We start from the raw sequence: 25642 nt of genomic DNA, 5'->3' as shown, positions 1-25642 counted from the left end.
ATTCTCTCAAGAGAATATTGTTTGATTCTTGAACAATATCTTCAGTTTTTTGACATGGTTTAGGTAAATACACATGAGTTCTGCAGAGGTCGTTTCATCTGAAAATCTTGATGGACAGCAGCAATCTTCGTCCACGCTGGTCATGCCTGCTGCCGAAAATAAAGTGAATTTACTCGGCATGTCTCGTACTGAATTAGAAAAATTCTTTGAAGATATTGGCGAGAAGAAGTTTCGTGCTGGACAGGTCATGAAATGGATACATCAATACTTCATTACTGATTTTGCTGAAATGACCAATATTTCAGGGAAGTTGCGTGCGAAGCTTGAACAGATTTGTGAAATTAAGGCTCCTGAAGTCGTTCACCGTCACTATTCAAAAGATGGTACACGTAAGTGGGTTTTTCGTGTGGGCGATGGTGCAGGTTCTTTAGTTGAAACTGTATTAATTCCTGCCGAAGATAAAACAGGCTTGCGCAAAACTTTGTGTATTTCGTCACAAGTGGGTTGTGCATTGGACTGTTCTTTTTGTTCAACGGGTAAACAAGGTTTCCAACGCGATTTAACGCCAGATGAAATTATTGGACAACTCTGGATGGCAAACTATTCTTATATGGAAGAAGTGCCCGTTGCTGAGCGCGAGCGTTCAGTGACCAATGTTGTGATGATGGGTATGGGTGAACCATTGCTCAACTATGATGCTGTATTAAGCTCAATGCAAATCATGCTTGATGACTTTGCTTATGGCATGTCTAAGCGTCGTGTGACTTTATCAACATCAGGTGTTGTACCTAAAATTGATCAGCTTGCAAAAGACATTGATGTTGCTTTAGCAATTTCTTTACATGCACCAAACGATGAATTACGTAATGAATTAGTGCCAATTAATAAAAAATATCCATTGGCTCAGTTGATTGCAGCATGTCAGCGTTATATTGCCAAAGATGGTAATGAAAGTACGCGTAAACATGTCACTATTGAATATGTGATGTTAGAGGGTGTAAATGATCAGCCTGAACATGCACAGCAAATGATTAAATTATTAAAAAACCTACCAAGTAAAATTAATTTAATTCCATTTAACCCGTTCCCGCACGCACCATATGGTCGCTCAAGCCGAAATCGAATTATCTCGTTCCAAAAAACTTTGTCTGATGCTGGATTTGTGTGTACGATTCGTCAAACACGTGGTGATGATATTGATGCTGCATGTGGACAGTTAGTCGGTCAAGTGGCCGATAGAACTCGTCGTGCTGAACAGTGGCAGAAGAAAGTCACACAGCGTCAAGAGATTTTGCGTACACAGGGATAAAATTGAGGGCAGGCTTTGAGTACTCCAAAGTTAAAAACGGTATTATGTATGGGGGTTGCAGTTGCATTTCTGGTAAGTGGTTGCCAGACAACGCATGTGCAAAAGAAAGACCCAGAAAAAGCGGTAAAAGTGCGTACACAACTTGCTGCTGAACATATCCGTTCGGGTGACTTGGATTCAGCAAAGCGAGCTCTTGATCAAGCTTTAAGTGTAGATAGCCGCGATGCAACGGCAAACATGATGATGGGTATTTTACTACAGCAAGAAGGTAGTAAGCCGAACTTAGAAAAAGCAGAACATTACTTTAAACGAGCAATTTCATCTGAACCAGATAATGCTCAAGCACATAATAACTATGGTACGTACTTGTATCAAATGGAACGCTATAATGATGCGATCGAGCAATTTCGTATTGCTGGCACAACATTAGGTTATGACCAACGCTATCAGGCGTTAGAAAATCTAGGGCGTATTTATTTAAAATTGGGTGATGTTGCGAATGCTGAAAAAACATTCAAACAAGCACTCCTTGCTAACCGCGACTCTTATATTTCAATGTTAGAGTTAGCGGAAATTTTTTATTTGCAGCAGCAGATTCCGGCTGCTACACAAATGTATGATCAATATGTTCGTACAGTGGGGCAGAAAAATCAGGGTGCAAGAGCACTTTGGATTGGTGTAAGAGTGGCTCGAGCCAATGCGGATAAAATGGGAATGCAAGCGTTAGTAAATCAATTACGTGCCTTGTTCCCAGAAAGTCCAGAATATCAACGTTATTTGCAATTACAGTATAGTACTGAGGCCGTATGGAAATAAATCCTAATTCACAGCAGCCAACTGGCTCAAGCTTACCGACTTCTGCTTTAGGAAATATTCAACGTCCTGGTGAGTATTTACGTCAAATTCGAGTTGCTCAGAATAAAGAGTTAGGGCAAGTTTCTTCAGATCTAAACATGCCGGTTAAGACTCTAACCGCTTTAGAGCAAGATGATTATAAGTCATTGCCAGAAGCGACTTTTATCAAGGGTTATTACCGTTCATATGCAAAATATCTAAACACAGATGCGACGGCAATTATTCAGCGCTTTGATGAGATTTATGCAAATGATACTGGCCTTTTACCGAACCATGCCTTAAATAACTCACCGATTAAAATCATGGGTAAACTCCCTGGTTCTAATAGTGACCGTAATAAGAAATGGTTGAAGCGTGCACTTCTTGCAATTGTCGTTATTGCTGTTGTGTCATTGATTGTTATGGGTATTCAAAAATGGACTTCAAAGAAAGAAGATGCTGATTTACCTAAAGTAAATCAATCTAATGTTGAAGTTTTACCTATGAAAGGAAATGCGACCTCAACAGTGGGCGATCAATTGGTGCTAAACTTTAACCGACCAACTTCTGTTCATATTGTTGATGCAACAGGTAAAGTTTTGGCGACAGGCCGTCAGTCATCAACTTTAACCTTAAATGGTGAGTCTCCATTTCAGATTCGTCTTGATGATGCAACTGCTGTGTCATTAAGTTTAAACCAAGAACAGATTTCATTGTCTCCATATACGGTAAACGGTAAAGCTGAATTCCGTTTATCCCGCTAATACCATGAGTTGAGCGATACAATGATAGAGAACCCAATTAAACGTCGACCAACACGTAAAATCCGTGTTGGTTCGGTGTATGTCGGTGGCGATGCACCTATTAGCGTGCAAAGTATGACAAACACTGAAACTTGCGATGTTGATGCAACCGTTGCTCAGATTGAGCGTTGCGTTGATGCAGGTGCTGATATTATGCGTGTTTCGGTCCCATCTATGGAGGCTGCTGAGGCATTTGGCGCAATTCGTAAGCGCGTTTCAGTACCATTAGTTGCCGATATTCATTTTGACCATAGAATTGCCTTAGCAGTTGCAGATTATGGTGCAGACTGTTTGCGCATTAATCCGGGGAATATCGGGTCAGACCAGAAAGTTCGTGAGGTTGTTGCTGCGGCACGTCATCACGGTATTTCAATGCGTATTGGTGTGAATGCGGGTTCTCTAGAAAAAGATTTACAGAAAAAATATGGCGAGCCTACTGGGCAAGCACTTCTTGAATCAGCTTTACGTCACATTGATATTTTAGACCGCCTTGATTTCCATGAGTTCAAAGTTAGCGTAAAAGCCTCAAATGTGTTTTTAACCATGGATGCTTACCGCTTGCTTTCTCAGCAAATTGATAATCCATTACACCTTGGTGTTACCGAAGCGGGTATTTACCGTACGGGTACTGTGAAATCAGCAATTGCCCTTGGTGGATTATTGATGGAAGGGATTGGCGATACAATGCGTATTTCGCTTGCTGCCGAACCAGAAGATGAGATCAAGATTGGTTTTGATATCTTAAAATCACTAGGGCTTCGTTCTAACGGAATTAACTTTATTGCCTGTCCGAGTTGTTCGCGTCAAGAATTTAACGTTATTCAGGTGATGCAAGCTTTGGAAGAGCGTTTAGAAGATATTCGTACTCCAATGGATGTGTCAGTGATTGGTTGTAAGGTAAATGGCCCAGGTGAAGCAAAAGAAGCCGATATCGGGGTCGTTGGGGCAGCGCCTCGCTCATTGGTTTATCGTAATGGTGAAAAAAGCCATTTAATCGATACCGATCAATTGGTTGATGAGATCGAAACAATGGTTCGTCAACGTGTCCAAGAGCTTGAAGAAGCTAAATCTAAAGAAATTATTCGTAGTTCATCATGAGTTCAATTGTCGCAATCAAAGGTTTTAATGACGTTTTGCCAACGCAAACAGTAGCGTGGAGACGTCTCGAGCAACATTTAGCATCTTTAATGGATGCTTATGGATATCAACAAATTCGTTTGCCGATCGTTGAACAAACGGGTTTATTCAAACGTGCTATTGGTGATGCTACTGATATTGTTGAAAAGGAAATGTATACCTTTTTCGACAAAGGCAATCCACCTGAGTCATTAACCTTACGTCCGGAAGGTACAGCAGGTTGTGTTCGTGCTTTGGTTGAACATAACTTGTTGCGCGGTGCTACGCCACGCGTGTGGTATATGGGACCTATGTTCCGTTATGAAAAGCCACAAAAAGGGCGTTATCGTCAATTCCACCAATTTGGCGTGGAAACTTTCGGCGTTGCGACTCCTGACATTGATGCTGAGTTGATTATGTTGACCGCACGCTTATGGAAACGTATGGGTGTTGCGGATAAGGTTCAACTTGAGTTGAATACTTTAGGTGAGACTGATGAGCGTACAGAATATCGTAATGCATTGGTTGCTTTTTTAAACGAGCATAAAGATGCGTTGGATGAAGATTCTCAGCGTCGCTTAACAACAAATCCACTGCGCATTTTGGACTCTAAAATTGAATCTACTCAGAAAATTTTAGAAAATGCACCGAAATTGCATGACTTCTTAAAAGAAGAGAGTTTGGATCACTTTAAGCAGTTACAAGATTATTTGACTGCTGCTGGCATCCAATTTGTAATTAATCAAAAGCTGGTGCGTGGCCTAGATTATTACAACAAGACTGTTTTTGAATGGACGACTACGGCACTCGGTTCACAAGGTACAGTATGTGCTGGTGGACGCTACGACGGTTTAGTTGGCCAGTTAAAAGGTAAGCCAGATCAATCTGTACCAGCAGTTGGGTTTGCAATGGGTATGGAGCGTTTATTGCTTCTGCTTGAGCAAGTTGAACAAGCCGAAGTGATTCGTGATTGTGAAGTCTTTTTGGTTGCAGAACCTGCTTATCAAACGAACGCTTTGATTTTAGCGGAACAATTACGTGACCAGCTTGAAACTGCAAATAGCAGTATTCGAATCAAAACAGGTTCACAAGGCAGCATGAAAAGCCAGATGAAAAAAGCTGATCAGGCTGGAGCAATCTTTGCTTTGATTTTAGGGGAACGAGAGTGGGATGCACAGCAGCTTGCACTAAAAGAGCTAGCAACAGCTGAACAGACACAAGTCGCAATTGCTGACCTCGTACCATTTTTAATCCAAAAATTTACAAAATAAACTAAACATCTGGAAAAGGACAATCACATGAGCTTAAGTGATGAAGAACAATTCGACAGCTTAAAGTCGTTCGCCAAAAAATATGGTTCTGCCATGATTAGCGGAATTCTCATTGCGTTGATTGCCTTTTTTGGATGGACATACTGGCAAAAAAGGAATTTGGCAACTAGCCAAGTAGAAACTGCAAAAGTACAGCAGTTAATGGATGAGGCAAATGCGAGTGCCGATAATCCTAATGCCTTAAGTTCAGTAACTGCATCGGCTGATAAAATTGTAAAAGATGATATCGATTCTGTTCAGGCCATACAGACTCAGTTTGTATTAGCAAAATTAGCCTATGAAAAACAGGATTATGCTGCTGCCGAAAAAGCTTTAAAGAAAGTTGAAAATTCAAAAGTTAAAGATGAAGGTTTGATTCAGGTTGTAAAATTGCGTTTAGCAGATGCACAATTGGCGCAAAACAAATATGATGAAGCACTAAAAACTCTGTCTGGTAACGTCGATCCTGCATTTAAAGCAACGGTAGAAGAGTTACGTGGTGATATCTTTGTTGCGAAAAAAGATGTTGATTCTGCTAAAAAAGCGTATCAGGCAGCGTGGAATTCGTTACTAGAACGTAAACAAGAGCGACAAATTTTACAAATTAAACTCGAAAGTGTTGGCGTTTTAGTTGAAGATCCACAGATTGAGCGCCCAATTTTGGAAACACAGGTGGAAGAGTCTTAATGAATCAGAAATTCAAACTGCCTTTGGCAATTGCAATCGCATCGGCTGTACTGGTGGGATGTTCGAGTAATAAAGTAAAAGAAGTTAAACCTAACCCGTTACCGAAATTGACCGAGTCGAAAAAGACCTTAACGCCAGTTTTTTCGCGTAGTGTTTCTTCTACTGATAAGGCTGATCCATTACGTTTGCAACTTGATGCAAGCGACGGTGTGGTTTTCACTCTTGATCCAAAAGGCGAAGTGGCTGCATATCGTGGTAAACAACGCATTTGGGAAAAGAAAGTCAGCAAATTAGGCTTGAGCTCTGGTGTTGAAGCTGCTGAAGGAATTGTTGTTGTTGGTAATAGTAAAGGGCAACTCTTTGCACTAGATCAGGCAACAGGCGAACAGAAGTGGACTGCACAGTTATCTGGCGCATTGCTAAGTCCGTCATTGGTTCAATCTGGACGTGTGATTACCATTGCGAATGATGGTACTGTATTTGCGCATGATGCTGCTTCAGGCCAACAAGTTTGGGCTTATAAGTTACCAAATGTTCAATTTAGTTTGCGTGGTCAGGCATCACCAGTGAGCCTTGATCCTCGTACTGTATTAATTGCATCTGCGAATGCGTATGTATATGCAATTGATACCATTAGTGGTATTCCACGTTTCCAACGGCGTGTTGCAGTCAGCGAAGGTCGTTCTGATATTCAACGTTTGATTGATATCGAAGGCGATCCTACGGTAGCTGGACAATATATGGTAACAACCAGTTTCCAAGGACAAGTGACTGTAACCGATCTTGCTTCTCAACGTGTAGTTTGGAGTGAAGATTCGAGCAGTACTAAACGTCCAGAAGTTTATGACAACAAAGTATTTGTCTCTTCAACAGATGGTAAGTTAACAGCTTACGATTTAGCAACTGGTGAAAAAATCTGGGAAAATGATAGTTTGTTAAACCGTCATTTAAGTAATCCAGTTGTGCTAGGACAAGATCTTGTTGTTGGTGATTTAGATGGTGTATTGCATCTTGTTGAGCCGTCAACAGGTAAATTAATTGGTCGTTCAAAAACAAGTGGTGAAGTTAACACATTACGTGTTATCGAGAATCAACTTTATGTTTCGACTAGAAAAGGCGATTTAAGTATTTGGCAGAATCGTTAATTTCGTTCGCTTGTGCTAAAATAAGCGCTTAACAAATTATGCTGTTAAAAATATCGGGGTGTTTGAATTAAATCAGTTCAAAGCCCCGTCTTTTATTATGGTCATCTCTGACCTTAAAATATATCTCCTGTACTGTTTTTAATGCTCATGCCATGAGATATGGCTGGTCTTGAATTAAGGTTATTGTATGAAACCCGTTATTGCGCTCATTGGTCGTCCGAATGTCGGAAAATCAACGTTATTTAACCAGATTACCAAGAGTCGTGATGCACTTGTAGCCGACTTCGCGGGCCTGACTCGTGACCGTAAATATGGTGATGCGACTTATCAGAATAAGTCTTTCATTGTTGTTGATACTGGCGGTATTGGTGAAAATGAAGGCGGTATTGATAACTACATGGCCGAGCAGTCAAAAACAGCGATCAATGAAGCAGATATCATCATTTTTGTGGTAGATGCGCGTGCTGGCTTATTGGCTTCCGATGAGCAAATTGCACGTGAACTGCGTACTTTGGGTAAAAAAGTTTACTTGGTTGCCAATAAAGTTGATGGTGTCCATGCAGAAGCTGCATTGGTTGAGTTCTACAAACTTGGTATGGGTGAGCCCTTACAAGTTGCTGCCAGCCATGGTCGCGGTGTACAGCAAATGCTTGAGGACGTCTTGGTAGATGTACCTGAAGATGAAAATCCAGAAGAGCATGACAAGGCAACAGGCTTACGTTTAGCGATTATTGGTCGTCCGAATGTGGGTAAATCGACTTTGGTCAATCGTTTGCTGGGTGAAGACCGTGTAGTTGCATTTGACCAACCTGGTACAACTCGTGATTCGATTTATATCCCATTTGAACGTGATGGTCGTCAATATACTCTCATTGATACAGCGGGTGTGCGTCGTAAAGGTAAAGTTGATGAAATGATTGAGAAGTTCTCAATCGTGAAAACACTACAAGCGATTAAAGATGCGCATGTGATTGTGGTGGTGTTGGATGCCCGTGAAGGCGTAGTTGAACAAGATTTACATTTGATTGGTTACGCACTTGAAGCTGGTCGTGCCATGGTGATCGCCATTAACAAATGGGACAACATGACTGAATACGATCGTAAACAGTGTAAGTTGGATGTTGATCGCCGATTTGACTTTATCCCTTGGGCGAAAGTTCATTTAATCTCGGCATTGCATGGCACTGGCGTAGGCGATATGTACCCAACCATCCACCGTGCTTATGATTCATCGCATTTAAAAGTTTCACCTGCGAAATTAACCCAAATCTTAAATGATGCGACTGAAGCGCATCAACCACCGATGATTGGTGGCAAGCGTATTAAAATGCGTTATGCGCATATGGGTGGACAAAATCCACCAACGATCGTAATTCACGGTAATAAAGTCGACAAAACCCCAGCAGATTATCGTCGTTACCTTGAGAATGTGTTCCGTAAAGTTTACAAACTCGAAGGAACACCAGTACGTGTCGATTTTAAAACGTCGGAAAACCCATTTGAAGGACGTAAGTCACAAGTGGATGAGCGCGTTGCAGCACGTAAACGTCGTTATGTTCAGAAATTCAAAAAAGCTGAGAAAAAGTTTAAACGTTAAGTTTTTTAAAATTCAAAAACCCAAAGTCTTCTTTGGGTTTTTTATTGCAAATAAATGAGCCTGTGCCAAGATTTATGAAAAAGTGTGAATGATAAACGTAATTTTTTGTAAATTTCATAACGAATGCTATAATCAGCATCTTTATAAAATAATTTATATTTCCACAGAATAACGCTGCTTAGGGTTCACTTTTAGCATGGTAACATTACATCTTGCTCAGCTTACATTTACACATGCTCAGCCCTCATATACAGCTCTTGATTGTATTCCAGCGATGCAACGTAGACGATTATCGCCATTAGCTAAACTTGCGTTGAACAGCGCGCTTGGTGCATTAAATAGTAGTAAAGCCGACTATATTGTTTGGGTGTCACGATATGGTGATGAGTCTAAAACTTTGAATATCTTGCAAGATGTTTTAAGTGAGCAAACTCCCTCACCTACACAATTTTCAACGTCTGTTCATAATGCAATTTCCGGGCTTTATTCTATTTTATGTCAGGATGATACTCCCTCTACAAGCTTAAGCTGTTCATGGACTGAAGGTTTGATTGAGGCCTATGCTCTTTTAAAGTCAATGAAAGATATTCAGCGGGTGTTAGTGGTTGCCTATGATGAACCTTTACCCAATATTTATGCTGAGGCAGTTGATTTTCCTGCCTATGCTTTAGCTGCGGTCGTTACTTTAGAGCAACCTAATTTACAAATTACTGCGTGGACGCATACAGATGAAGCAGATGCTCCTGCTTTTGCTCATTTTTGGCAGGATGCTGACCAGTTAATATCTGCATTTGGGTGGAACAAATGCTAAATCTTAAAAATCTGAAACGAAAAGGCAATTATTGCTGGCGTGTAGCGGCAACTGGCTTTAGTTTTGCCAGTTTCGGTCTGGGTGGTATGGCAATTGCCACCGTTATTGCACCTGTGCTGAATGCCACAACCTCTGATTCTGACAAGCGTCAGCAGCGTGCACAGAATGTGATTAAGTATAGCTTTAAAGGTTTTACCGAAATGATGGTTAAACTTGGCATCATGACTTACTCGGTAGAAGGTTTGGAAAAGCTACAGAATAGTCGCCAAGAGTTAGTCATTGCCAATCATCCGACTTTAATTGATGTTGTAGTACTAATTGGTATGATGCAGCAGGCTAATTGTGTCGTGAAGCAGTCTCTTTGGTCGAACCCATTTACCAAAGGACCCGTACAAAGCGCAGGTTATATTTTAAATGCAGGTTCTCAGCAGTTTGTTGAAGACTGTGTGACGCGTCTGAAAGAAAATAATGCGGCTTCTCTTTTAATTTTTCCGGAAGGAACGCGTACTGAAAAGGGAATGACCCTAAATGAATTTCAGCGCGGTGCAGCCAACATTGCCATTCGCGCAAATGTACCAATTCGCCCAGTAATTATTACCTGTACGCCATCGACATTAACCAAGAATGAAAAATGGTACCACGTGCCATCTCAACCCTTTCATATTGAAGTGAAAGTACTCGATGCTGTGCAGGTATCAGATCTGTTAGATGATTTAACAGTAGGACCTAAACAAGTTCGTCAGTTAAGTCGTAGTTTTTATAAAATTTTTGATGAAGAGTTATCTTGAAATGAGCAATCTTGCTGATGAACTAAAGCAAATGATTATTGATGTTTTAGCACTAGAAGATATCACTATTGCGGATATTGAAACAGAAGCTCCATTATTTGGAGAAGGTCTAGGATTAGACTCGATTGATGCACTTGAGTTGGGACTGGCTTTGAAAAAGCGTTACAACATTCACTTAAATGCAGAGTCGGATGAAACCAAACAGCATTTTAAATCAATCCAGAGTTTAGTTGCTTTAGTTGAAGCTCAACAGAAGTCATAAGGAGCGTGATGATGTTATCTCAAGAACAAGTATTAACTAAACTCCGCGAATGGATGGAAGATTTGTTTGAAATTGAACCAGAGTCTGTTCAACTCGATTCGAACCTTTATTCAGACCTTGATGTCGACAGTATTGATGCTGTTGATTTAGTTGTAAAAATTAAAGAGTTAACGGGCAAGCAAGTCAAACCTGAAGACTTTAAAAATGTGAGAACCGTACTTGATGTTGTAACGGTAATCCAGAACATGACTGCTGAATGAAGTTTCTTCTTAAGGGGATAATTGCAGTACTTTTTGTGCTGTATCCCTTTATTGTAGGCTGGAGTTTGACACACGGACAATTTGTTTGGGTAAGTCTTTTACTCATCGGGTTGGGTGTAGTTAGACTTTTGGGTAAAGGCAACTCGCTATTATGGCCTTTAACTGGTTTTGCCATTGTTTGTGGCAGTCTGAGCTTGCTGTCACATAATCATACTTGGTTGAAGTTATATCCAGTTGGTATGAGTTTAGGCGCATTAATTATTTTTTCGCTGACACTCATCAAACCGCCGTCTATGATTGAACGCTTTGCCCGAATCGTTGAACCCGATTTACCTGCATCTGGCGTGCAGTGGACCAGACAGGTCACTAAGGTCTGGTGTATTTTCTTTTTGTGTAATGCATTGATTGCCTTGATCACTGTGCTTTTCACTTCAATGCAGGTTTGGGTCATTTATAATGGCTTTATTTCTTATGTGCTGATGGGCATTTTGTTCCTTGGTGAATTTATTTTACGTAAGCGACATCAGCGTTTACATTCTTCAAATCATTAATTAAAAACTATGCATTGTCATTTTCAGAAATTCATTGATTCAGCTCAGCCACTTTGTATAGATAGTGCTTTGCATTCGACCAGTTTTACTCAATTTTGGCAGGACGTTGCTTTACAAGCTGCAGCAATTGCTCAAATGGAAAATCTAACTTGGGCATTATGGGAGGCAGATAGCTATGAATTTCTGGTTTTATTCTTTGCCGCGTTGCTTGCGAAAAAACAGATTCTTTTACCACCAAATCGAGTGCGTGAACTAGAGCAGCAATTTGCAGCACAACAGATTTATTTTTTAAAGCGCCAAAATACTGAAAAAGTTGTTCCTTTATCTTTTACATTAGACGATGCTTTTTTAGAGCAGGCTCAACTCTATTTTTATACTTCAGGTTCAACGGGTGAACCTAAAAAAATTCCAAGAACTCTCAGACAGTTACTTAACGAAGTTCAAGGGTTGAGTCAGAGTTTTACTTTCGATGAACATGCAATTGCGATTGCAACGGTCAGTCATCAGCATATTTATGGATTACTATTTAAATTATTGCTCCCACTTGCTACAGGCCGAAGTTTTTATGTGCCTCAAATGGCATTCCCTGAAGATGTGGTACAAGCTCAAAAACAATTAGAAACACTGGGATTAAGCAATTATTTGATCTCAAGTCCTGCATTATTAAAACGTTGGACGACCGATGTTATTTTACAACACTGCCAAATGGTCTTTAGTTCTGGTGGCAAGCTAGAAAGTGGTGTTCGCCCTTTCTTAAATCGTCCGATTATTGAAGTTTTGGGAAGTTCAGAAACTGGTGGTATTGCCCATCGTGCTAAAGATGAAGATGCTTGGATTGCATTTAGTAATGTAGCTATTCGGATTGAAGACCAACAGCTTATGGTCAAGAGTAATCATGCCTATGAGGATGACTGGATCATCACAGGTGATGGTGCAGCATGGTCAGATGAAACGTGTCAGACCTTTAAGCTGATGGGACGTACAGATCGAATTGTAAAACTTGAAGAAAAGCGTTTGAGTCTAGATGCGATCGAGCAAAGCATTCAAGCTTTAGATGTGATCCAACAATGTCATGTATTGGTACTCGAACATGAGCATCGTCAAATATTGGGATGTATTGTTGTTTTAAAAGAACAGGCTCGGGAACAGTTACAGCAACTAGGTAAGTCGGCTTTTGTTAGCCATTTAAAACAACAGTTGAAAGATCACTTGGAAACGATTGCGATTCCACGCCAATGGCGGTTCCTCAGTCAGCTACCGCAAAACTCGCAGTCTAAACTCAATAAAAGTTATTTGCAGACTCTATTTAAGCCCATGTTACAACCGGTGGTGCTGTCTCAGTCTCAAAGTTCAGATGACTCTATTTTTAGCCTTGAGTTTTCACCTGAGTTAGCTTGTTTTAAAGGACATTTCCCAACACAACCTATTTATCCTGGGGTCGGGCAAATAGGTTTTTTACAACATTTTGCTAAATCAATTTGGTCGGACTTAAATTGGTGTCAGGGTTATGAACAACTAAAATTTCAAAACCTGATCCGTCCTTATGCAATTGTACAACTTAAGCTTTCTCGAAAAGAGCATAAAGTGAGTTTTGAGCTACGCGATTCAGAACAGATTTTGGCTTCTGGGCGTTTATTATTCGCTTTGCAAACGGAAGTAGAGGGTTAAAAATGCAGACCAACTATGGCTTTGTTATCCCAGTTTATAATCATCCACATTATTTAGCAGATTTGATTGCTTATCTGGACAGTTTCCATCTACCGATTGTGCTGGTAAATGATGGAAGTGAGAATGCTTGTAGCCAAATTTTAAGAGCATTGGCAGAACAATATTCGCAAATTCATTTAATTGAACATGAAGTGAATAAAGGCAAAGGCCAAGCCGTAATGACGGGGTTACGTGCGGCTCATCAGCTTGGTTTAAGCCATGCACTACAACTCGATTCAGATGGTCAACATTGCTGGGATGACATTCCAAAATTTATTGAGCAGTCTCGACAACATCCAGATGCAATGGTGATTGGTCAGCCATACTTCGATGAATCTATCCCCAAAAAGCGCTTATATGGTCGTTACATCACCCATTTTTGGGTCTGGTTAAACAGTTTGTCTTTTGAAATTAAAGACAGTATGTGTGGGTTTCGAGTATATCCGCTTGAAAGCACGATAAAGGTATTGAATAGCGCTAAATTCCAGCCACGTATGGGCTTTGATAGTGAAATTTTAGTGCGTTTAAAATGGGAAAATATCCCTTTTATTAATGTCCCGACACCTGTGGTTTATCCAGAGCAGGGTATCTCTCATTTTCATGTTTGGCGAGATAACTTAGGATTAAGTAAAGCACACGCAACTTTGTTTATGGGCATGCTGATCCGCTTACCGAAGCTGTTAAAGCAAAAGCTGCAAGGTTAACCATGACACAATCAGCTTCTCCAAAATGGAATGATATTAAAGAGCGAGGAGGCATGTTGCCCCTCATGCTCGTGTTGTGGTTTTACCGTTTTGGTGGACGTTGCTTATGCAAGTTGGTGATGTACTTTGTCATTATGTGGTACTGGTTATTCGCTGCCACAGCAAGACAGGCTTCTTTACTTTATTTACAAAAATTGCATCATTTTGCTGGCACACAGTCTCCTTTTAGCCATCAGCCTACTTGGGCAAATAGCTATGCGCATTTTATGCAATTTGGCGAATGTATCTTAGACAAAATTGAAGGTTGGCTAGGTCATATCTCCGAGCAAAATCTAGAAGTTTTTGGACATGAAAACTTCTCGCAGCATTATCAAAAAGGTGCTCTGATTATTGTCTCGCATTTTGGCAATATTGAATTGCTTCGGGCAATTAAGTCTGAGCATCCACAGAAAATTAACGTGCTGGTTTATCAAAAGCATGCGACAAAATTTAATGAGTTTTTAAAGAAACTCAACGATAAGGCTGATGTCTGTCTTTTATCTGTTGATGAGCTGGGCATTGAAACCGCGATGTTGCTGCAAGATAAAATGCAGCAAGGTGAGTGGGTCATCGTGGCGGCAGATCGAGTACCTGTGCAGTCAGAGCGTGTACAGCACATTGATTTTTTAGGGGAGTCAGCAGCTTTCCCGCAAGGTGCATGGATTCTGGCAAATTTACTTAAAGTGCCTGTCATTGCCGTATTTTGCTACCGCATGCAGCAGCAGTTTCAGGTGCATATTCATTCAATTGCCGAGCAGGTGAATTTACCCCGCGCTAATCGTGTTGAAGGTATGCAATCTTTAACTAAAACTTATGTTGCTATATTAGAACAGCATTGCATGCGTGCCCCTTATCAATGGTTTAATTTTTATAATTTTTGGACGAAATAACATGCGTGTGTTAACCGTAGGTGAACAGCCACTGAGTATTGAAGATGTCGTTTCTGTAGCAAGAGGCGAATGTCAGGTTGCTTTACCTGAATCATCTTCGTGGCGTGAACTGATTCAAAAAGGCGCTGATTTTCTTGATCAGTTACTTGAAGAAGAAGGCGTTATCTATGGTGTGACCACGGGTTATGGTGATTCATGTTTGGTTGAAGTGCCATTACATCAGGTCAATGAATTGCCGCTGCATCTTTCACGTTTTCATGGTTGTGGTCTAGGTGAAAATTTAGATGTCATCACTGCACGTGCAGTCGTGGTGACGCGTTTATGCTCGTTAGCTCGTGGTTATTCAGGCGTTTCGATAGCACTACTTGAACGCTTGGTTTGGTTGCTGAATGAAAATGTAATTCCAGTCATTCCATCTGAAGGTTCAGTCGGGGCAAGTGGTGACTTAACACCGTTGTCTTACATTGCGGGCACTTTAGTCGGTGAGCGTGATGTCTATGTTGATGGACAAATTGTTCCAGTTGCTCAAGTCTATACTGAAAAGAATATGCTGCCTTTAACGCTCAGACCTAAAGAAGGTTTGGCGCTCATGAATGGCACTGCGGTAATGACGGCGATTGCTTGTTTAAACTATAAAAAAGCAGAGCAGATTGCACTTGCAAGTACTCTAATTACCGCTCTAAATGTATTGGCCTTGGAAGGTAATCCCAGTCATTTTGATGAAGTCCTGTTTGCACAAAAACCTCATCCAGGGCAGCAGCAAATTGCCAAGCAATTACGTGACTGGCTGAACAGTGAAGTACAAACAGCACATCAAAGTCCACGCTTGCAAGACCGTTATTCGCTTCGTTGTGCACCACACATTATTGGTGTGTTTGAAGACTCAAAAGTATGGTTACGTCAGTTTATTGAAAATGAGTTAAACTCGAGTAATGACAATCCATTGATTGATCCAGTAGGGATGCGTGTGTTGCATGGTGGACATTTTTACGGCGGACACATTGCACAAGCAATGGATAGCTTAAAAATTATGATTGCCAATATTGCCGACCTGATGGACAGACAGATTGCACAGCTAGTCGATCATAAAATGAATCATGGTTTACCACGCAATTTAACAGGTGCAACAGCCGAACGTTTACCATTGAATCATGGTTTTAAAGCGGTACAAATCGGAGTGTCTGCGTGGACGGCTGAAGCCTTGAAAAATACTTTAGCTGCTTCAATTTTTTCACGCTCAACCGAATGTCATAACCAAGACAAAGTCAGTATGGGAACCATTGCTGCGCGTGATGTGAGCCGTGTGATTACCTTGACACAGCAAGTCATTGCAGCTCTTTGCTGTGCAAGTGTGCAGGCGATTCATTTGAAAGGCCTCACCACACAGTTAAGTCCAACATTGCAGGCATTTATGCAATGGACCTTACAAAGCTTTGCATTTGTCGAAGAAGACCGACCATTACAAACCGAATTACAACAGATTGTTGATCGTTTAGACCAACTTGAATTGTTTAATCAACCAGAATTTATGGGATAAGGTGAGCCAATGCATGCAGATGTAATCATTGAAATTCCATTTCATGATGTCGATACCATGAATGTGGTTTGGCATGGTCATTATTTAAAATATTTTGAGATTGCACGCTGCAAATTGCTCGATCAATTTCATTATAACTATATGCAGATGAAAGAATCAGGCTACGCATGGCCTGTGATTGAAAGCCATGTTCGCTATGCATATGGGATTGAGTTTGAACAAAAGATTCGGGTTCGGGCCATTTTAAAAGAATGGGAAAACCGTTTGAAAATTGATTATTTGATTTTTGATGCTGAGTCAGGAAAACGTTTAACCAAGGGTTATACCACACAGGTCGCGGTAAATATTGAAGCTCGTGAAATGTGTTTTCAATCGCCACAGGTTTTATTTGATCGCTTGAATGCATGGTCTGAGTTTCAACCGAAGAGGAATGCGTGATGTCTCAATTCATCAAAACTTTAGGTTTAGGTGCTGCTGTTTGGATGAGCAGTTTAAGTGCGGTCTATGCAGCGCCAACACAGATCACTCAAATTTTTCAGCAACTGTCACAGTCTCCTACGGTTCGTGCTGATTTTGAACAGCAAAAAAAATTGCCATCGTTGAATAAAACTTTTGTATCGAACGGCTCTTTGTTGTTCTCAAAATCTTATGGTGTGGCATGGCAAATCAAACGTCCTGTACAAGCAGATTTGATTGTTACCCCAACCAAATTGGTACAGAAAACTCAGCGTACATTTAGCCAAATACAAGTTGATCAATCGCCATATAGTTCAGTCGCGACTTTATTTTTACAGCTCATGTCTGGTAATGAACAGGCTTTGGCAAAGAATTTTAATGTGGTAAGTGCCACTTATAGTCCAGCGGGTTGGAGCATGAGCTTAACTCCGAAAAGTAGCTTGTTTAAAAAGTTATTTGTGCGTGTTGATGCTCAAGGACAACAGTACGTCAACCAAATCGTGATTACCGAGAAAGCGAATAATTTAACGACCATTCGCTTTAGTCACCAGACTTCTCAACCGACGACTCTAACGGCTGCTGAGCATGCGATTTTCCAACTGGCAAAATAAATTCACTGCGCTTTGGTTAATTGCTCTGCTACTGATCGCGGTGGGGCTTGGCGTGACGTGGCTGAATAAAGATATTCATATTCAAACTAATATTTTTGCGTTATTGCCTAAAGTTCAGCAGGACCCAGAACTTGCACGTACTCAGCAGTACATGAATGAGCAACTCAACAATAAAGTATTTGTGGTGGTAGATGCCAAAGATGAAGCTGCGATACAACAAGCGACTCATTTCTTAACAGCACAGGCCAAGCAAAGCCAGTTGTGGCAACCGCTGAAGCCACAACTTGATTTTGATCAATTTGCAAAACAGTTGTATCAACATCGAGCAGGTTTGTTGAGTGCTCAAGATCAAGCCTTATTGCAAAAAAAGGATTATGCTGCGCTGACTGAACAAAGTCTGATGCAGATGATGAGTCCAGGCATGCCTGTCACTGCTGAGTCTCTTAAGCAAGACCCGCTATTGTTGTTTCCTCGTTATGCTATGCAGTTGGCAACCCCGTCACAACAAGATATTGAAATGGAGCAGGGCTTTGCCACGATTCATCATGAGCAAGGTATCTCTCGGCTTTTCGTATTACAGTTGACGCAAAGCCCATACAATATTGATTACCAAGAACAGACCTCTACTTGGATTGAGCAAACTAAGCAAAAGTTAGCTGCAATGGGATTAAAATCTCATTGGACTGGAACGATCTTATTTTCAAATTTTGGGACGCAATCGGCTAAACAGGAAATCTCAACCATTGGTGTTGGCTCGACACTGGGCTTAATTTTTCTGGTTTGGTTTGGCTTTCGCTCACTACGGCCTTTAGCGACCGAGTTTATTGCAGTTTCGACTGGAAGCTTTGTGGCGTTTGCAGTCACACATTGGGTGTTTGGTGAAATTCACCTGATGACATTGGTTTTTGGTGCAAGTCTCATTGGCGTTTGTGTCGATTTTTCATTTTATTTTATGGCGATGCAATCGCAGCACAGACAGCTTGGTGGTTTTCAAATTTTAAAACCTCTATTGCCAAGTTTGTTTATGGGCTTAATGACCACTTTGGTTGCTTACATCTTTTTGAGTTTTACCCCATTTCCGGGGTTCAAGCAGATTGCAGTATTTTCAATTGTAGGATTAACCGCAGCTTGGATTAGTAGTGTGCTTTTATTGCCAAGACTACCTGCGCTAAATGCCCAGCCAGCCATACGAGCATTGTCTTGGATTGGACAAGCACGGTTATGGTTTCAACAGCGTACCAATATACGTTATGGCTTGATTGCAGTCATTTTAGCAGTAGGTACGGCGAGTCTTTTCTATCTTAAAAGTAATGATGATATCCGTAACTTACAAGGTATGGACGCGAGTTTAAAGCAGCAGGACCAAGCAGTGCGTGGGCAATTTGGCCAGCAACAAAGTAGTGATTATTTTGTGGTGCGTGCAGCATCTGCAAATGAAATGCAGCAACAAGAGCAGCAACTGATTGGACATTTGCAACAGTTACAGTCACAAGGAAAAATCAGTGCATTTCAAGCTCTGGGACAATGGATTCCACCATTGGCGGCCCAACAACAGAATGTACAACTCTTAAGAAATATTCCAAAAGCGACTTTGCAGCAATATGCCCAAAGTATGGGTCTAAATGTCACTGATGTTTTACAGTGGCAACAACAACTGGCAATACAACCACTATTAGATTTTGCTGTATTTAAAGATCATCCCTTAGCTTTTTTACAGCCTCAAACCAATGAACGATTAGTGATGGTGACAGGGGTGAAACAACCTGAAGCGTTAAAGCAACTTCAGAATGATCACATACATTTCCAGCAACCGATTACCGAAATGTCGCAAATGTTTGCTGAACATCGAGTACAGGCTCAACATCTTCTCATTTATGCCTTAATTGGTCTGGCGGTTGGTTTAGCGCTTATTTATGGTCTAAGTTCAATTGTGCCTTTGGTTTTGCCAGTCAGTTTGGCATTACTGAGCACTTTTGCTGTTCAAGCATGGTTAGGCGTGGAGATTAATCTGTTTAGTATTATGGCGACTTTCCTGATTATTGGGATCGGCGTCGACTATGCAATTTTCTACCGACATGGACATGATCACCCGCAAGTGGTTGGAATGGCATTATTTTTATGTATGATGTCGACCTTACTTGGCTTTGGATTACTTTCATTTAGCCATACTTATGCAATTCATTGTTTTGGTTTAACGGTTTTATTTGGAGTTATTTTCTCATTTATCTATGCGACGTTGTTAACCCCCGCAGATGAAAAACATATCGTGAATTTACAAGACCATTCATAATTTGAATAAATTAAAAAGGAAGTTGTGCTATGGGCACTTTAGAAAAAATTGATGTCGTGATTATTGGGGCTGGGCCATCAGGTAGTTCTGCTGCTGCACTTCTTCGAAAAAAGGGCTATACCGTTACGGTCATTGAAAAACAGTATTTCCCTCGTTTTTCGATTGGTGAGTCATTGCTACCGCAGTCTATGGCGTTTTTAGAAGAGGCTAGTTTATTAGAAACAGTCAGTGAGCATGTTGAGCAGTATGCTTTTCAATTTAAAAATGGGGCAGCTTTTCTACGTGGCAAACAGCGTAGTTTTTATGACTTTACAGAAAAATTTACCGATGGTCCGGGAACAACTTGGCAAGTTCGCCGTGCAGATTTTGACAATTTGCTAGCAAAACAGGCTCAAGCTTATGGCGCAGACATTCGTTTTGGGCATGAGGTTTTAGATGTTGATGTTGCATCTGAACAGCCTTTGCTTACTGTATTAGATGAAGAGCAACAGCTTTATCAGATTCAAACTAAATTTTTGTTAGATGCGAGTGGTTTTGGACGCATTTTACCAAAGCTTTTAGATTTAGAGAGCCCATCAAATTTTCCAGTACGACGTGCGCTGTTTACCCATATTGAAGATGGTATTGCCGATGATCCGGAGTTTGACCGCAATAAAATTTTAATTACGGTGCATGAAAAAGATCATCGTGCATGGTATTGGCTTATTCCATTTGCGGACGGAAGGGCCTCTTTTGGTATCGTTGCAGAACAAGATTTTTTTGACAAATACACGGTCGAAAACGCTGAAGATAATGAACCTGAGGCAATGTTTAAACGCATTTTAGCCGATGAACCAAGCTTGTCACATGTCTTGCGCCGTGCAAAGTTTGATACACCAGTGCGCACCTTGGTTGGTTATTCAGCGAATGTAAAACACTTGGCAGATCGCAACTATGCGCTATTAGGTAATGCGGGTGAGTTTCTTGATCCAGTCTTTTCATCAGGTGTGACGATTGCTCTTAAATCTTCAAGTTTGGCGGTTCCTTTGGTTGAACGAGTTTTACAAGGTAAGCAAGTCGACTGGTTACAAGAATATGAAAAACCATTACGCCGTGGTATTCAGGTATTTCGTGCCTATGTTGAATCATGGTACGAAGGCGAGTTCCAAGATGTGGTGTTCTCGCAAAATCAGAATGAAGGTATTCGCCGTATGATTTCTTCATTATTGGCTGGTTATGCGTGGGATGAAAAAAATCCAATTCATAAAAATGCCAAACGCAGACTTAGCACCTTAGCAGAATATTGTCGTGAAGGCTTGGCGCAAGAACAGGTACTTGAGGGATAACCATGCAACGCAAATGGGCAACGATATTACTCAGCAGCTTTTTATTTTTAAATGGCTGTCAGGTCATGCCACATGCCAAAGGGCTACAAAGTCCTCTATGGCAGGCTCAAGCTTATCAACGGCAAGACCAGGTTGAAGTTCAGTGGAAGCAGCAAAGTTTTAGCTTCTTGTTATATCAACAGCAAAAGGGTGCTGTACTGGATATGGTCGCTTTGAGTCTGACAGGTCAGCAATTATTTAAGTTACAGTTTGATGGGCATCGGGTTCATGTTGAACAACGCATTGATCAAATGCGTTTATTGCCTTTTGAGTTTGTGGTGCGTGACCTTTTATTTGCGACATACCCTCAGTTTTCTCATTTAGGGCAGCAAGCTGTAGAGATGAAACAACAAGCAGACAAGCAAGTTGTTTATATTGAAAAGCAACCTGTGTTGCAGCTTAAACAGGGGCAAGGAAGCATTGAATTGATTAATGAACAAGTCCCTTATACCATGACGCTGAGTTCGATTGAGAACACCTTGCAGACAGAAGAAAGTTCTACGCCATGAAACATTTACCTTCAGCAAATGCAGCTCCAATGGCAGTAGGCATACAATTTAGTGTTGGTTTATCTGCATTAGGCTGCGAACTTAATCAAATTAAACAGGCATTACAACAGCCGCAGCAAACCTTGAGTTTGCGAGATGATTTAATCGCTGATCGTGATGTTTGGGTGGGACAATATACGCATTCATTATGTTCGAGCGTACCTGATGCTTTACAGTCTGTAGATTCACGTAATCTACGTTTTGCATTAACCGCATTATCTGAAATTGAAACAGAGTTAAAAGCTTATACAGCATCCTTTGAAAATAAACGTTTGGCCATTGTGGTGGGCACATCCACTTCTGGTATTGCAGATAATGAATTATTGCTTAAGCAATATTTTCAAGGGCAAACCGAGTTATCAATATCTCACTATCCACAAGAAATGAGTTGTTTAGCGAAAGCATTGCAGCAGTACTTAGGATGGGAAGGGCCAGCATATACGATTTCAACAGCTTGTTCTTCAAGCGCTAAAGCATTAGCGGCGGGGCAGAGATTACTTCACGCAGATTTAGCCGATGTTGTGCTAGTCGGTGGCGTCGATACCTTGTGCAAGTTGACCCTAAATGGATTTAATAGCCTAGAAAGTTTATCTGAACATGTTTGCCAGCCCTGCGGTGTAAACCGTGATGGTATTAATATTGGTGAAGCCGCTGCGTTTTTTGTACTAAGTAAAGAACAAGCACCTGTCATGTTAATAGGAGCGGGTGAATCTATGGATGCATGGCACATTTCGGCCCCGCATCCTGAAGGTGAAGGTGCCGCTTTAGCTATGCAACGTGCATTAGATATGGCTCAAATTTCAGCTCTAGAGATTGGTTATATCAACTTGCACGGAACAGCAACTCCACAAAATGACGCAATGGAAATTAAGGCTGTACGACAAGTTTTTGGTGATTACCAAGTTGCTTTAAGTAGTACAAAACATAAAACTGGACATTGCCTCGGCGCTGCTGGTGCCATAGAAGCTTTTATTTGTGAGCAAGTTTTAAAAGATCAAAATTGGTTGCCTTTACATCAAAATGTTGAGGTTGATCCAGAATTGGCCGACCAAAACTATGTGCAAGATGCTGAGCTAAAACAGCCTATCCGCTATGTTATGAGTAACTCTTTCGCTTTTGGGGGAAGTAATATTAGTCTTGTTTTTGGAGTGAAGCCCTGATGAAACTAGATGCAATTCAATATATTCCTCATGAGCAACCGATGGTATTTATTGATCATTTAACAGAGGTTGCAGAAGGGCGGGCGCAAGCAGAACTCACGATTACGCCAGAGCTGATGTTTTGTGAAGCAGAAGGTTTGCCGACATGGGCAAGCATTGAAATTATGGCACAAACGATTAGTGCTTATTCTGGCTGGCAAGGTCAGCAGTCAAAACAAGCGCCAAAAGTCGGTTTTTTATTGGGAACGCGTAAGTTAAATTTGCCGATTCCTTATTTCGCCTTGGGTTCACGATTGATCATTCAAATAGAACAACAATATTTTCATGAAGGACTTGGGCAATTTTCCTGTGAAATCCAATATGCTGAGCACTGCATTCAGGCAACGTTAAGTGTATTTGAGCCAACAGAATCACCATTTGAATAACCACAAAGAATTAGGAATACATTGTGACAAGACGAATTTTAGTAACGGGTTCAAGTCGAGGAATTGGGAAAGCGATTGCCTTACAACTGGCAAAGGCTGGTTTTGATGTAACAGTGCATGCACGTTCGCGTCAGGCAGAGGCTGAGCAAGTCGTACAAGAGATTCAAGCGTTAGGACAAAATAGCCATTATCTAATGTTTGATGTAACTGAACGCCAAACCGTTCAACAGATTTTAGAACAAGATGTAGAGCAGCATGGCGCATTCTATGGTGTTGTTTTGAATGCTGGTCTTACTCATGATGGCGCTTTCCCAGCACTCACCGATCAAGATTGGGATGAAGTTATTTCGACGTCTTTAGATGGTTTTTATAATGTATTAAAGCCATTAGTTATGCCAATGATCCATTTGCGTAAAGGTGGCCGTATTGTCACTTTATCTTCGGTTTCTGGGATCATGGGTAACCGTGGTCAGGTTAACTATAGTGCTGCAAAAGCTGGATTGATTGGTGCGACCAAGGCTTTAGCACTTGAATTGGCTAAGCGAAAAATTACTGTGAACTGTGTAGCACCAGGACTCATTGAAACTGAAATGGTGACAGATGAAGTCAAAGAACATGCGCTTAAAATGATTCCATTGCAACGTATGGGGCAGGTCGATGAAGTGGCGAGCGTAGTGAAATTCTTATGTTCAGATGAAGCGTCTTACGTCACTCGACAGGTGATCTCTGTGAATGGGGGACTTATCTGATGAAACGTGTTGTTGTGACAGGAATGGCTGGAATTACCTCTTTAGGTGAAACCTCCGATGAGATTTTTGCTCGATTTGACGCTGCCAAAAGCGGTATACGCTACATGCCAGAGTGGGAGCAATATGTTGATCTTCGGACTAAGCTTGCTGGCCCTGTTGAAACATTCCATGTTCCAAAACATTTTAACCGTAAAGTTACCCGTGGCATGGGACGCGTGGCCTTAATGTCTGTGGTTTGTGCCGAAACTGCTTTACAAAATGCTGGTTTGCTTGGACACGAAATTTTATCTAGTGGCGAAGCCGGGGTCGCTTTTGGTTCATCTGCGGGTAGTGTAGATGCCGTGGGTGAATTTGCGAGTATGTTGCTTCATCAGAGCATGAGTAAGATCAATGCAACAACCTATATTCGTATGATGGCCCACACAAGCGCGGTAAACATGACCGTATATTTTGGCCTAAAAGGCTTAACTTTACCGACCTCAAGTGCATGTACCTCTGGTTCTATGGCCATTGGGCAAGCCTATGAAGCGATCAAATATGGCAAACAACAGGTCATGATTGCAGGTGGTGCTGAGGAACTCAGTGCAGCAGGTGCGGCAGTTTTTGATGTATTGTTTGCGACTAGTGGCATGAATGACCAACCAGAAAAAACACCACGTCCATTTGATGCTAAGCGAGATGGATTAGTGATTGGTGAAGGGGCAGGCTGTTTAATTTTAGAAGAATACGAACATGCCAAAGCTCGAGGTGCTCATATCTATGCAGAGGTGATTGGCTACGGTAGCAATACTGATGGTCAACATGTAACCAAACCAGATGCTGAGATGATGGGCCGTTGTATGCAATTAGCCCTTAAAGATGCATCTGTAGAGGCTAAAGACATCGCTTATGTGAATGCGCACGGCACTTCAACAGATCAGGGGGATGTAGCTGAAAGTCAGGCGACAGCAACAGTTTTAGGACGTAAACCAATCAGCTCTTTAAAAAGCTACTTTGGACATACGCTGGGGGCGTGTGGGGCTATTGAAGCTTGGCTGAGCATTGAAATGATGAATCGTGGCCGCTTTATTCCAACTTTAAACCTAGATGAAATTGATCCATTGTGCGGTGATCTGGATTATATCGTTCAGCAGCCGAGAAATTTGGATGCGGACATTATTATGAGCAATAACTTTGCTTTTGGCGGAATTAATACTTCGCTTATTTTTAAACGTGTTAAACAATAAGGAACACAACAATGTTAAATAAAAAACTTTTATTTGTAGCAATGCTAAGTGCGGGTTTTACTGCCACTGTTCAGGCTGGAGATGAAGTACATCAGTTAAATTTTAAAGAAGCTGTAGACCGTGCAGTTGCAGATGGGACTTTAGATGGTTCAGTAAAGTTTTATTTAAAGGGTACAAAGTCTGGCGGTAAAATTATTCAAAAAGATGCGGTGACCAATAAAAAGACCAATGGTTTTGGTAAGTCAGCAGCAACGTCTTGTGACTGGGTTTTACGTTCAGCGCTCATCCAAATGCAAAACAATGCTAAAGCACAAGGTGCAAATGCTGTTACCAATATTGTGAGCTATTTTAAAGCCAATGAAACCACAAGTACCACAACTTACGATTGCTATAAAGGTGCCATGATGGCGGGTGTTACCTTAAAAGGCGACGTGGTTAAATTCTAATTAATTTTAAATAAGGT

At 41.1% G+C, this 25642-nt stretch carries 27 protein-coding genes; all 27 read left to right on the top strand.

Annotated features, from left to right (window positions below; all coding sequences use genetic code 11):
* Window positions 1-73 precede the first annotated feature (73 nt).
* Complete coding sequence (rlmN, locus tag OD757_RS13365) at window positions 74-1309, top strand: 23S rRNA (adenine(2503)-C(2))-methyltransferase RlmN (protein ID WP_009390728.1); 1236 nt, start codon at window positions 74-76, stop codon at window positions 1307-1309.
* A gap of 15 nt (window positions 1310-1324) precedes the next feature.
* Complete coding sequence (gene pilW / locus OD757_RS13360) at window positions 1325-2125, top strand: type IV pilus biogenesis/stability protein PilW (RefSeq protein WP_263032178.1); 801 nt, start codon at window positions 1325-1327, stop codon at window positions 2123-2125.
* Window positions 2116-2907 (top strand): helix-turn-helix domain-containing protein, encoded by a 792-nt coding sequence (locus OD757_RS13355; RefSeq protein ID WP_263032177.1) that lies wholly within the window; start codon window positions 2116-2118, stop codon window positions 2905-2907. Before pilW ends, OD757_RS13355 begins: the two co-directional genes overlap by 10 nt.
* 21 nt (window positions 2908-2928) lie before the next feature.
* Entirely contained in the window at window positions 2929-4044 is a 1116-nt protein-coding gene (gene ispG, locus OD757_RS13350; protein ID WP_004698760.1) for a flavodoxin-dependent (E)-4-hydroxy-3-methylbut-2-enyl-diphosphate synthase, read from the top strand.
* Window positions 4041-5333 carry a histidine--tRNA ligase gene (gene hisS / locus OD757_RS13345; RefSeq protein ID WP_009390769.1) on the top strand — a complete coding sequence of 431 codons (1293 nt, stop codon included), beginning with the start codon at window positions 4041-4043 and terminating at the stop codon, window positions 5331-5333. Before ispG ends, hisS begins: the two co-directional genes overlap by 4 nt.
* 27 nt (window positions 5334-5360) lie before the next feature.
* Window positions 5361-6059, top strand: coding sequence for a YfgM family protein (locus OD757_RS13340; RefSeq protein WP_263032176.1), 699 nt, complete (start codon window positions 5361-5363; stop codon window positions 6057-6059).
* Window positions 6059-7204 (top strand): outer membrane protein assembly factor BamB, encoded by a 1146-nt coding sequence (bamB, locus tag OD757_RS13335; protein WP_204389103.1) that lies wholly within the window; start codon window positions 6059-6061, stop codon window positions 7202-7204. The genes OD757_RS13340 and bamB overlap by 1 nt, the downstream gene beginning before the upstream one ends.
* A gap of 187 nt (window positions 7205-7391) precedes the next feature.
* Window positions 7392-8801, top strand: a complete 1410-nt coding sequence (der, locus tag OD757_RS13330; protein ID WP_009390858.1) for a ribosome biogenesis GTPase Der — start codon at window positions 7392-7394, stop codon at window positions 8799-8801.
* 196 nt (window positions 8802-8997) lie between these two features.
* Window positions 8998-9612, top strand: a complete 615-nt coding sequence (locus tag OD757_RS13325; RefSeq protein WP_263032175.1) for a beta-ketoacyl synthase chain length factor — start codon at window positions 8998-9000, stop codon at window positions 9610-9612.
* Complete coding sequence (locus tag OD757_RS13320; RefSeq protein WP_081400101.1) at window positions 9597-10400, top strand: lysophospholipid acyltransferase family protein; 804 nt, start codon at window positions 9597-9599, stop codon at window positions 10398-10400. Before OD757_RS13325 ends, OD757_RS13320 begins: the two co-directional genes overlap by 16 nt.
* Window position 10401: 1 nt before the next feature.
* Window positions 10402-10662, top strand: a complete 261-nt coding sequence (locus OD757_RS13315) for a phosphopantetheine-binding protein (protein WP_009390745.1) — start codon at window positions 10402-10404, stop codon at window positions 10660-10662.
* Between the two features lie 5 nt (window positions 10663-10667).
* Complete coding sequence (locus tag OD757_RS13310; protein WP_080649511.1) at window positions 10668-10922, top strand: acyl carrier protein; 255 nt, start codon at window positions 10668-10670, stop codon at window positions 10920-10922.
* Complete coding sequence (locus tag OD757_RS13305) at window positions 10919-11473, top strand: septation protein IspZ (RefSeq protein ID WP_263032174.1); 555 nt, start codon at window positions 10919-10921, stop codon at window positions 11471-11473. Before OD757_RS13310 ends, OD757_RS13305 begins: the two co-directional genes overlap by 4 nt.
* A gap of 9 nt (window positions 11474-11482) precedes the next feature.
* Window positions 11483-13141 (top strand): AMP-binding protein, encoded by a 1659-nt coding sequence (locus OD757_RS13300; protein WP_263032173.1) that lies wholly within the window; start codon window positions 11483-11485, stop codon window positions 13139-13141.
* A gap of 2 nt (window positions 13142-13143) precedes the next feature.
* Window positions 13144-13884 carry a glycosyltransferase family 2 protein gene (locus OD757_RS13295; protein WP_263032172.1) on the top strand — a complete coding sequence of 247 codons (741 nt, stop codon included), beginning with the start codon at window positions 13144-13146 and terminating at the stop codon, window positions 13882-13884.
* A 2-nt stretch (window positions 13885-13886) separates the two neighbouring features.
* Window positions 13887-14813, top strand: coding sequence for an acyltransferase (locus OD757_RS13290; protein ID WP_263032171.1), 927 nt, complete (start codon window positions 13887-13889; stop codon window positions 14811-14813).
* Between the two features lies 1 nt (window position 14814).
* Window positions 14815-16350, top strand: a complete 1536-nt coding sequence (hutH, locus tag OD757_RS13285) for a histidine ammonia-lyase (RefSeq protein ID WP_263032170.1) — start codon at window positions 14815-14817, stop codon at window positions 16348-16350.
* A gap of 9 nt (window positions 16351-16359) precedes the next feature.
* Complete coding sequence (locus tag OD757_RS13280) at window positions 16360-16788, top strand: acyl-CoA thioesterase (RefSeq protein WP_000542808.1); 429 nt, start codon at window positions 16360-16362, stop codon at window positions 16786-16788.
* Window positions 16788-17417 carry a LolA family protein gene (locus tag OD757_RS13275; RefSeq protein WP_263032169.1) on the top strand — a complete coding sequence of 210 codons (630 nt, stop codon included), beginning with the start codon at window positions 16788-16790 and terminating at the stop codon, window positions 17415-17417. The genes OD757_RS13280 and OD757_RS13275 overlap by 1 nt, the downstream gene beginning before the upstream one ends.
* Window positions 17392-19707, top strand: coding sequence for an MMPL family transporter (locus OD757_RS13270; protein ID WP_263032168.1), 2316 nt, complete (start codon window positions 17392-17394; stop codon window positions 19705-19707). The genes OD757_RS13275 and OD757_RS13270 overlap by 26 nt, the downstream gene beginning before the upstream one ends.
* A gap of 29 nt (window positions 19708-19736) precedes the next feature.
* Window positions 19737-21032, top strand: a complete 1296-nt coding sequence (locus OD757_RS13265; RefSeq protein ID WP_263032167.1) for an NAD(P)/FAD-dependent oxidoreductase — start codon at window positions 19737-19739, stop codon at window positions 21030-21032.
* A 2-nt stretch (window positions 21033-21034) separates the two neighbouring features.
* Window positions 21035-21580, top strand: a complete 546-nt coding sequence (locus OD757_RS13260; RefSeq protein ID WP_263032166.1) for a DUF3261 domain-containing protein — start codon at window positions 21035-21037, stop codon at window positions 21578-21580.
* A complete protein-coding gene (locus OD757_RS13255) occupies window positions 21577-22779 on the top strand; it encodes a beta-ketoacyl-[acyl-carrier-protein] synthase family protein (protein WP_263032165.1) in 1203 nt (400 codons plus the stop codon). The genes OD757_RS13260 and OD757_RS13255 overlap by 4 nt, the downstream gene beginning before the upstream one ends.
* Window positions 22779-23204 carry a 3-hydroxylacyl-ACP dehydratase gene (locus tag OD757_RS13250; RefSeq protein ID WP_000762337.1) on the top strand — a complete coding sequence of 142 codons (426 nt, stop codon included), beginning with the start codon at window positions 22779-22781 and terminating at the stop codon, window positions 23202-23204. Before OD757_RS13255 ends, OD757_RS13250 begins: the two co-directional genes overlap by 1 nt.
* Window positions 23205-23227: 23 nt before the next feature.
* Entirely contained in the window at window positions 23228-23953 is a 726-nt protein-coding gene (locus OD757_RS13245) for a 3-ketoacyl-ACP reductase FabG2 (RefSeq protein WP_263032164.1), read from the top strand.
* Complete coding sequence (locus OD757_RS13240; protein WP_263032163.1) at window positions 23953-25179, top strand: beta-ketoacyl-ACP synthase; 1227 nt, start codon at window positions 23953-23955, stop codon at window positions 25177-25179. The genes OD757_RS13245 and OD757_RS13240 overlap by 1 nt, the downstream gene beginning before the upstream one ends.
* 11 nt (window positions 25180-25190) lie before the next feature.
* A complete protein-coding gene (locus OD757_RS13235) occupies window positions 25191-25625 on the top strand; it encodes a hypothetical protein (RefSeq protein WP_004794675.1) in 435 nt (144 codons plus the stop codon).
* Window positions 25626-25642 lie beyond the last annotated feature (17 nt).

The sequence above is a fragment of the Acinetobacter sp. AYS6 genome (assembly GCF_025630795.1).
Classification (GTDB): domain Bacteria; phylum Pseudomonadota; class Gammaproteobacteria; order Pseudomonadales; family Moraxellaceae; genus Acinetobacter.
The sequence above is the reverse complement of the archived record's forward strand: the minus strand, read 5'-3'. Positions and strand labels throughout refer to the sequence as shown.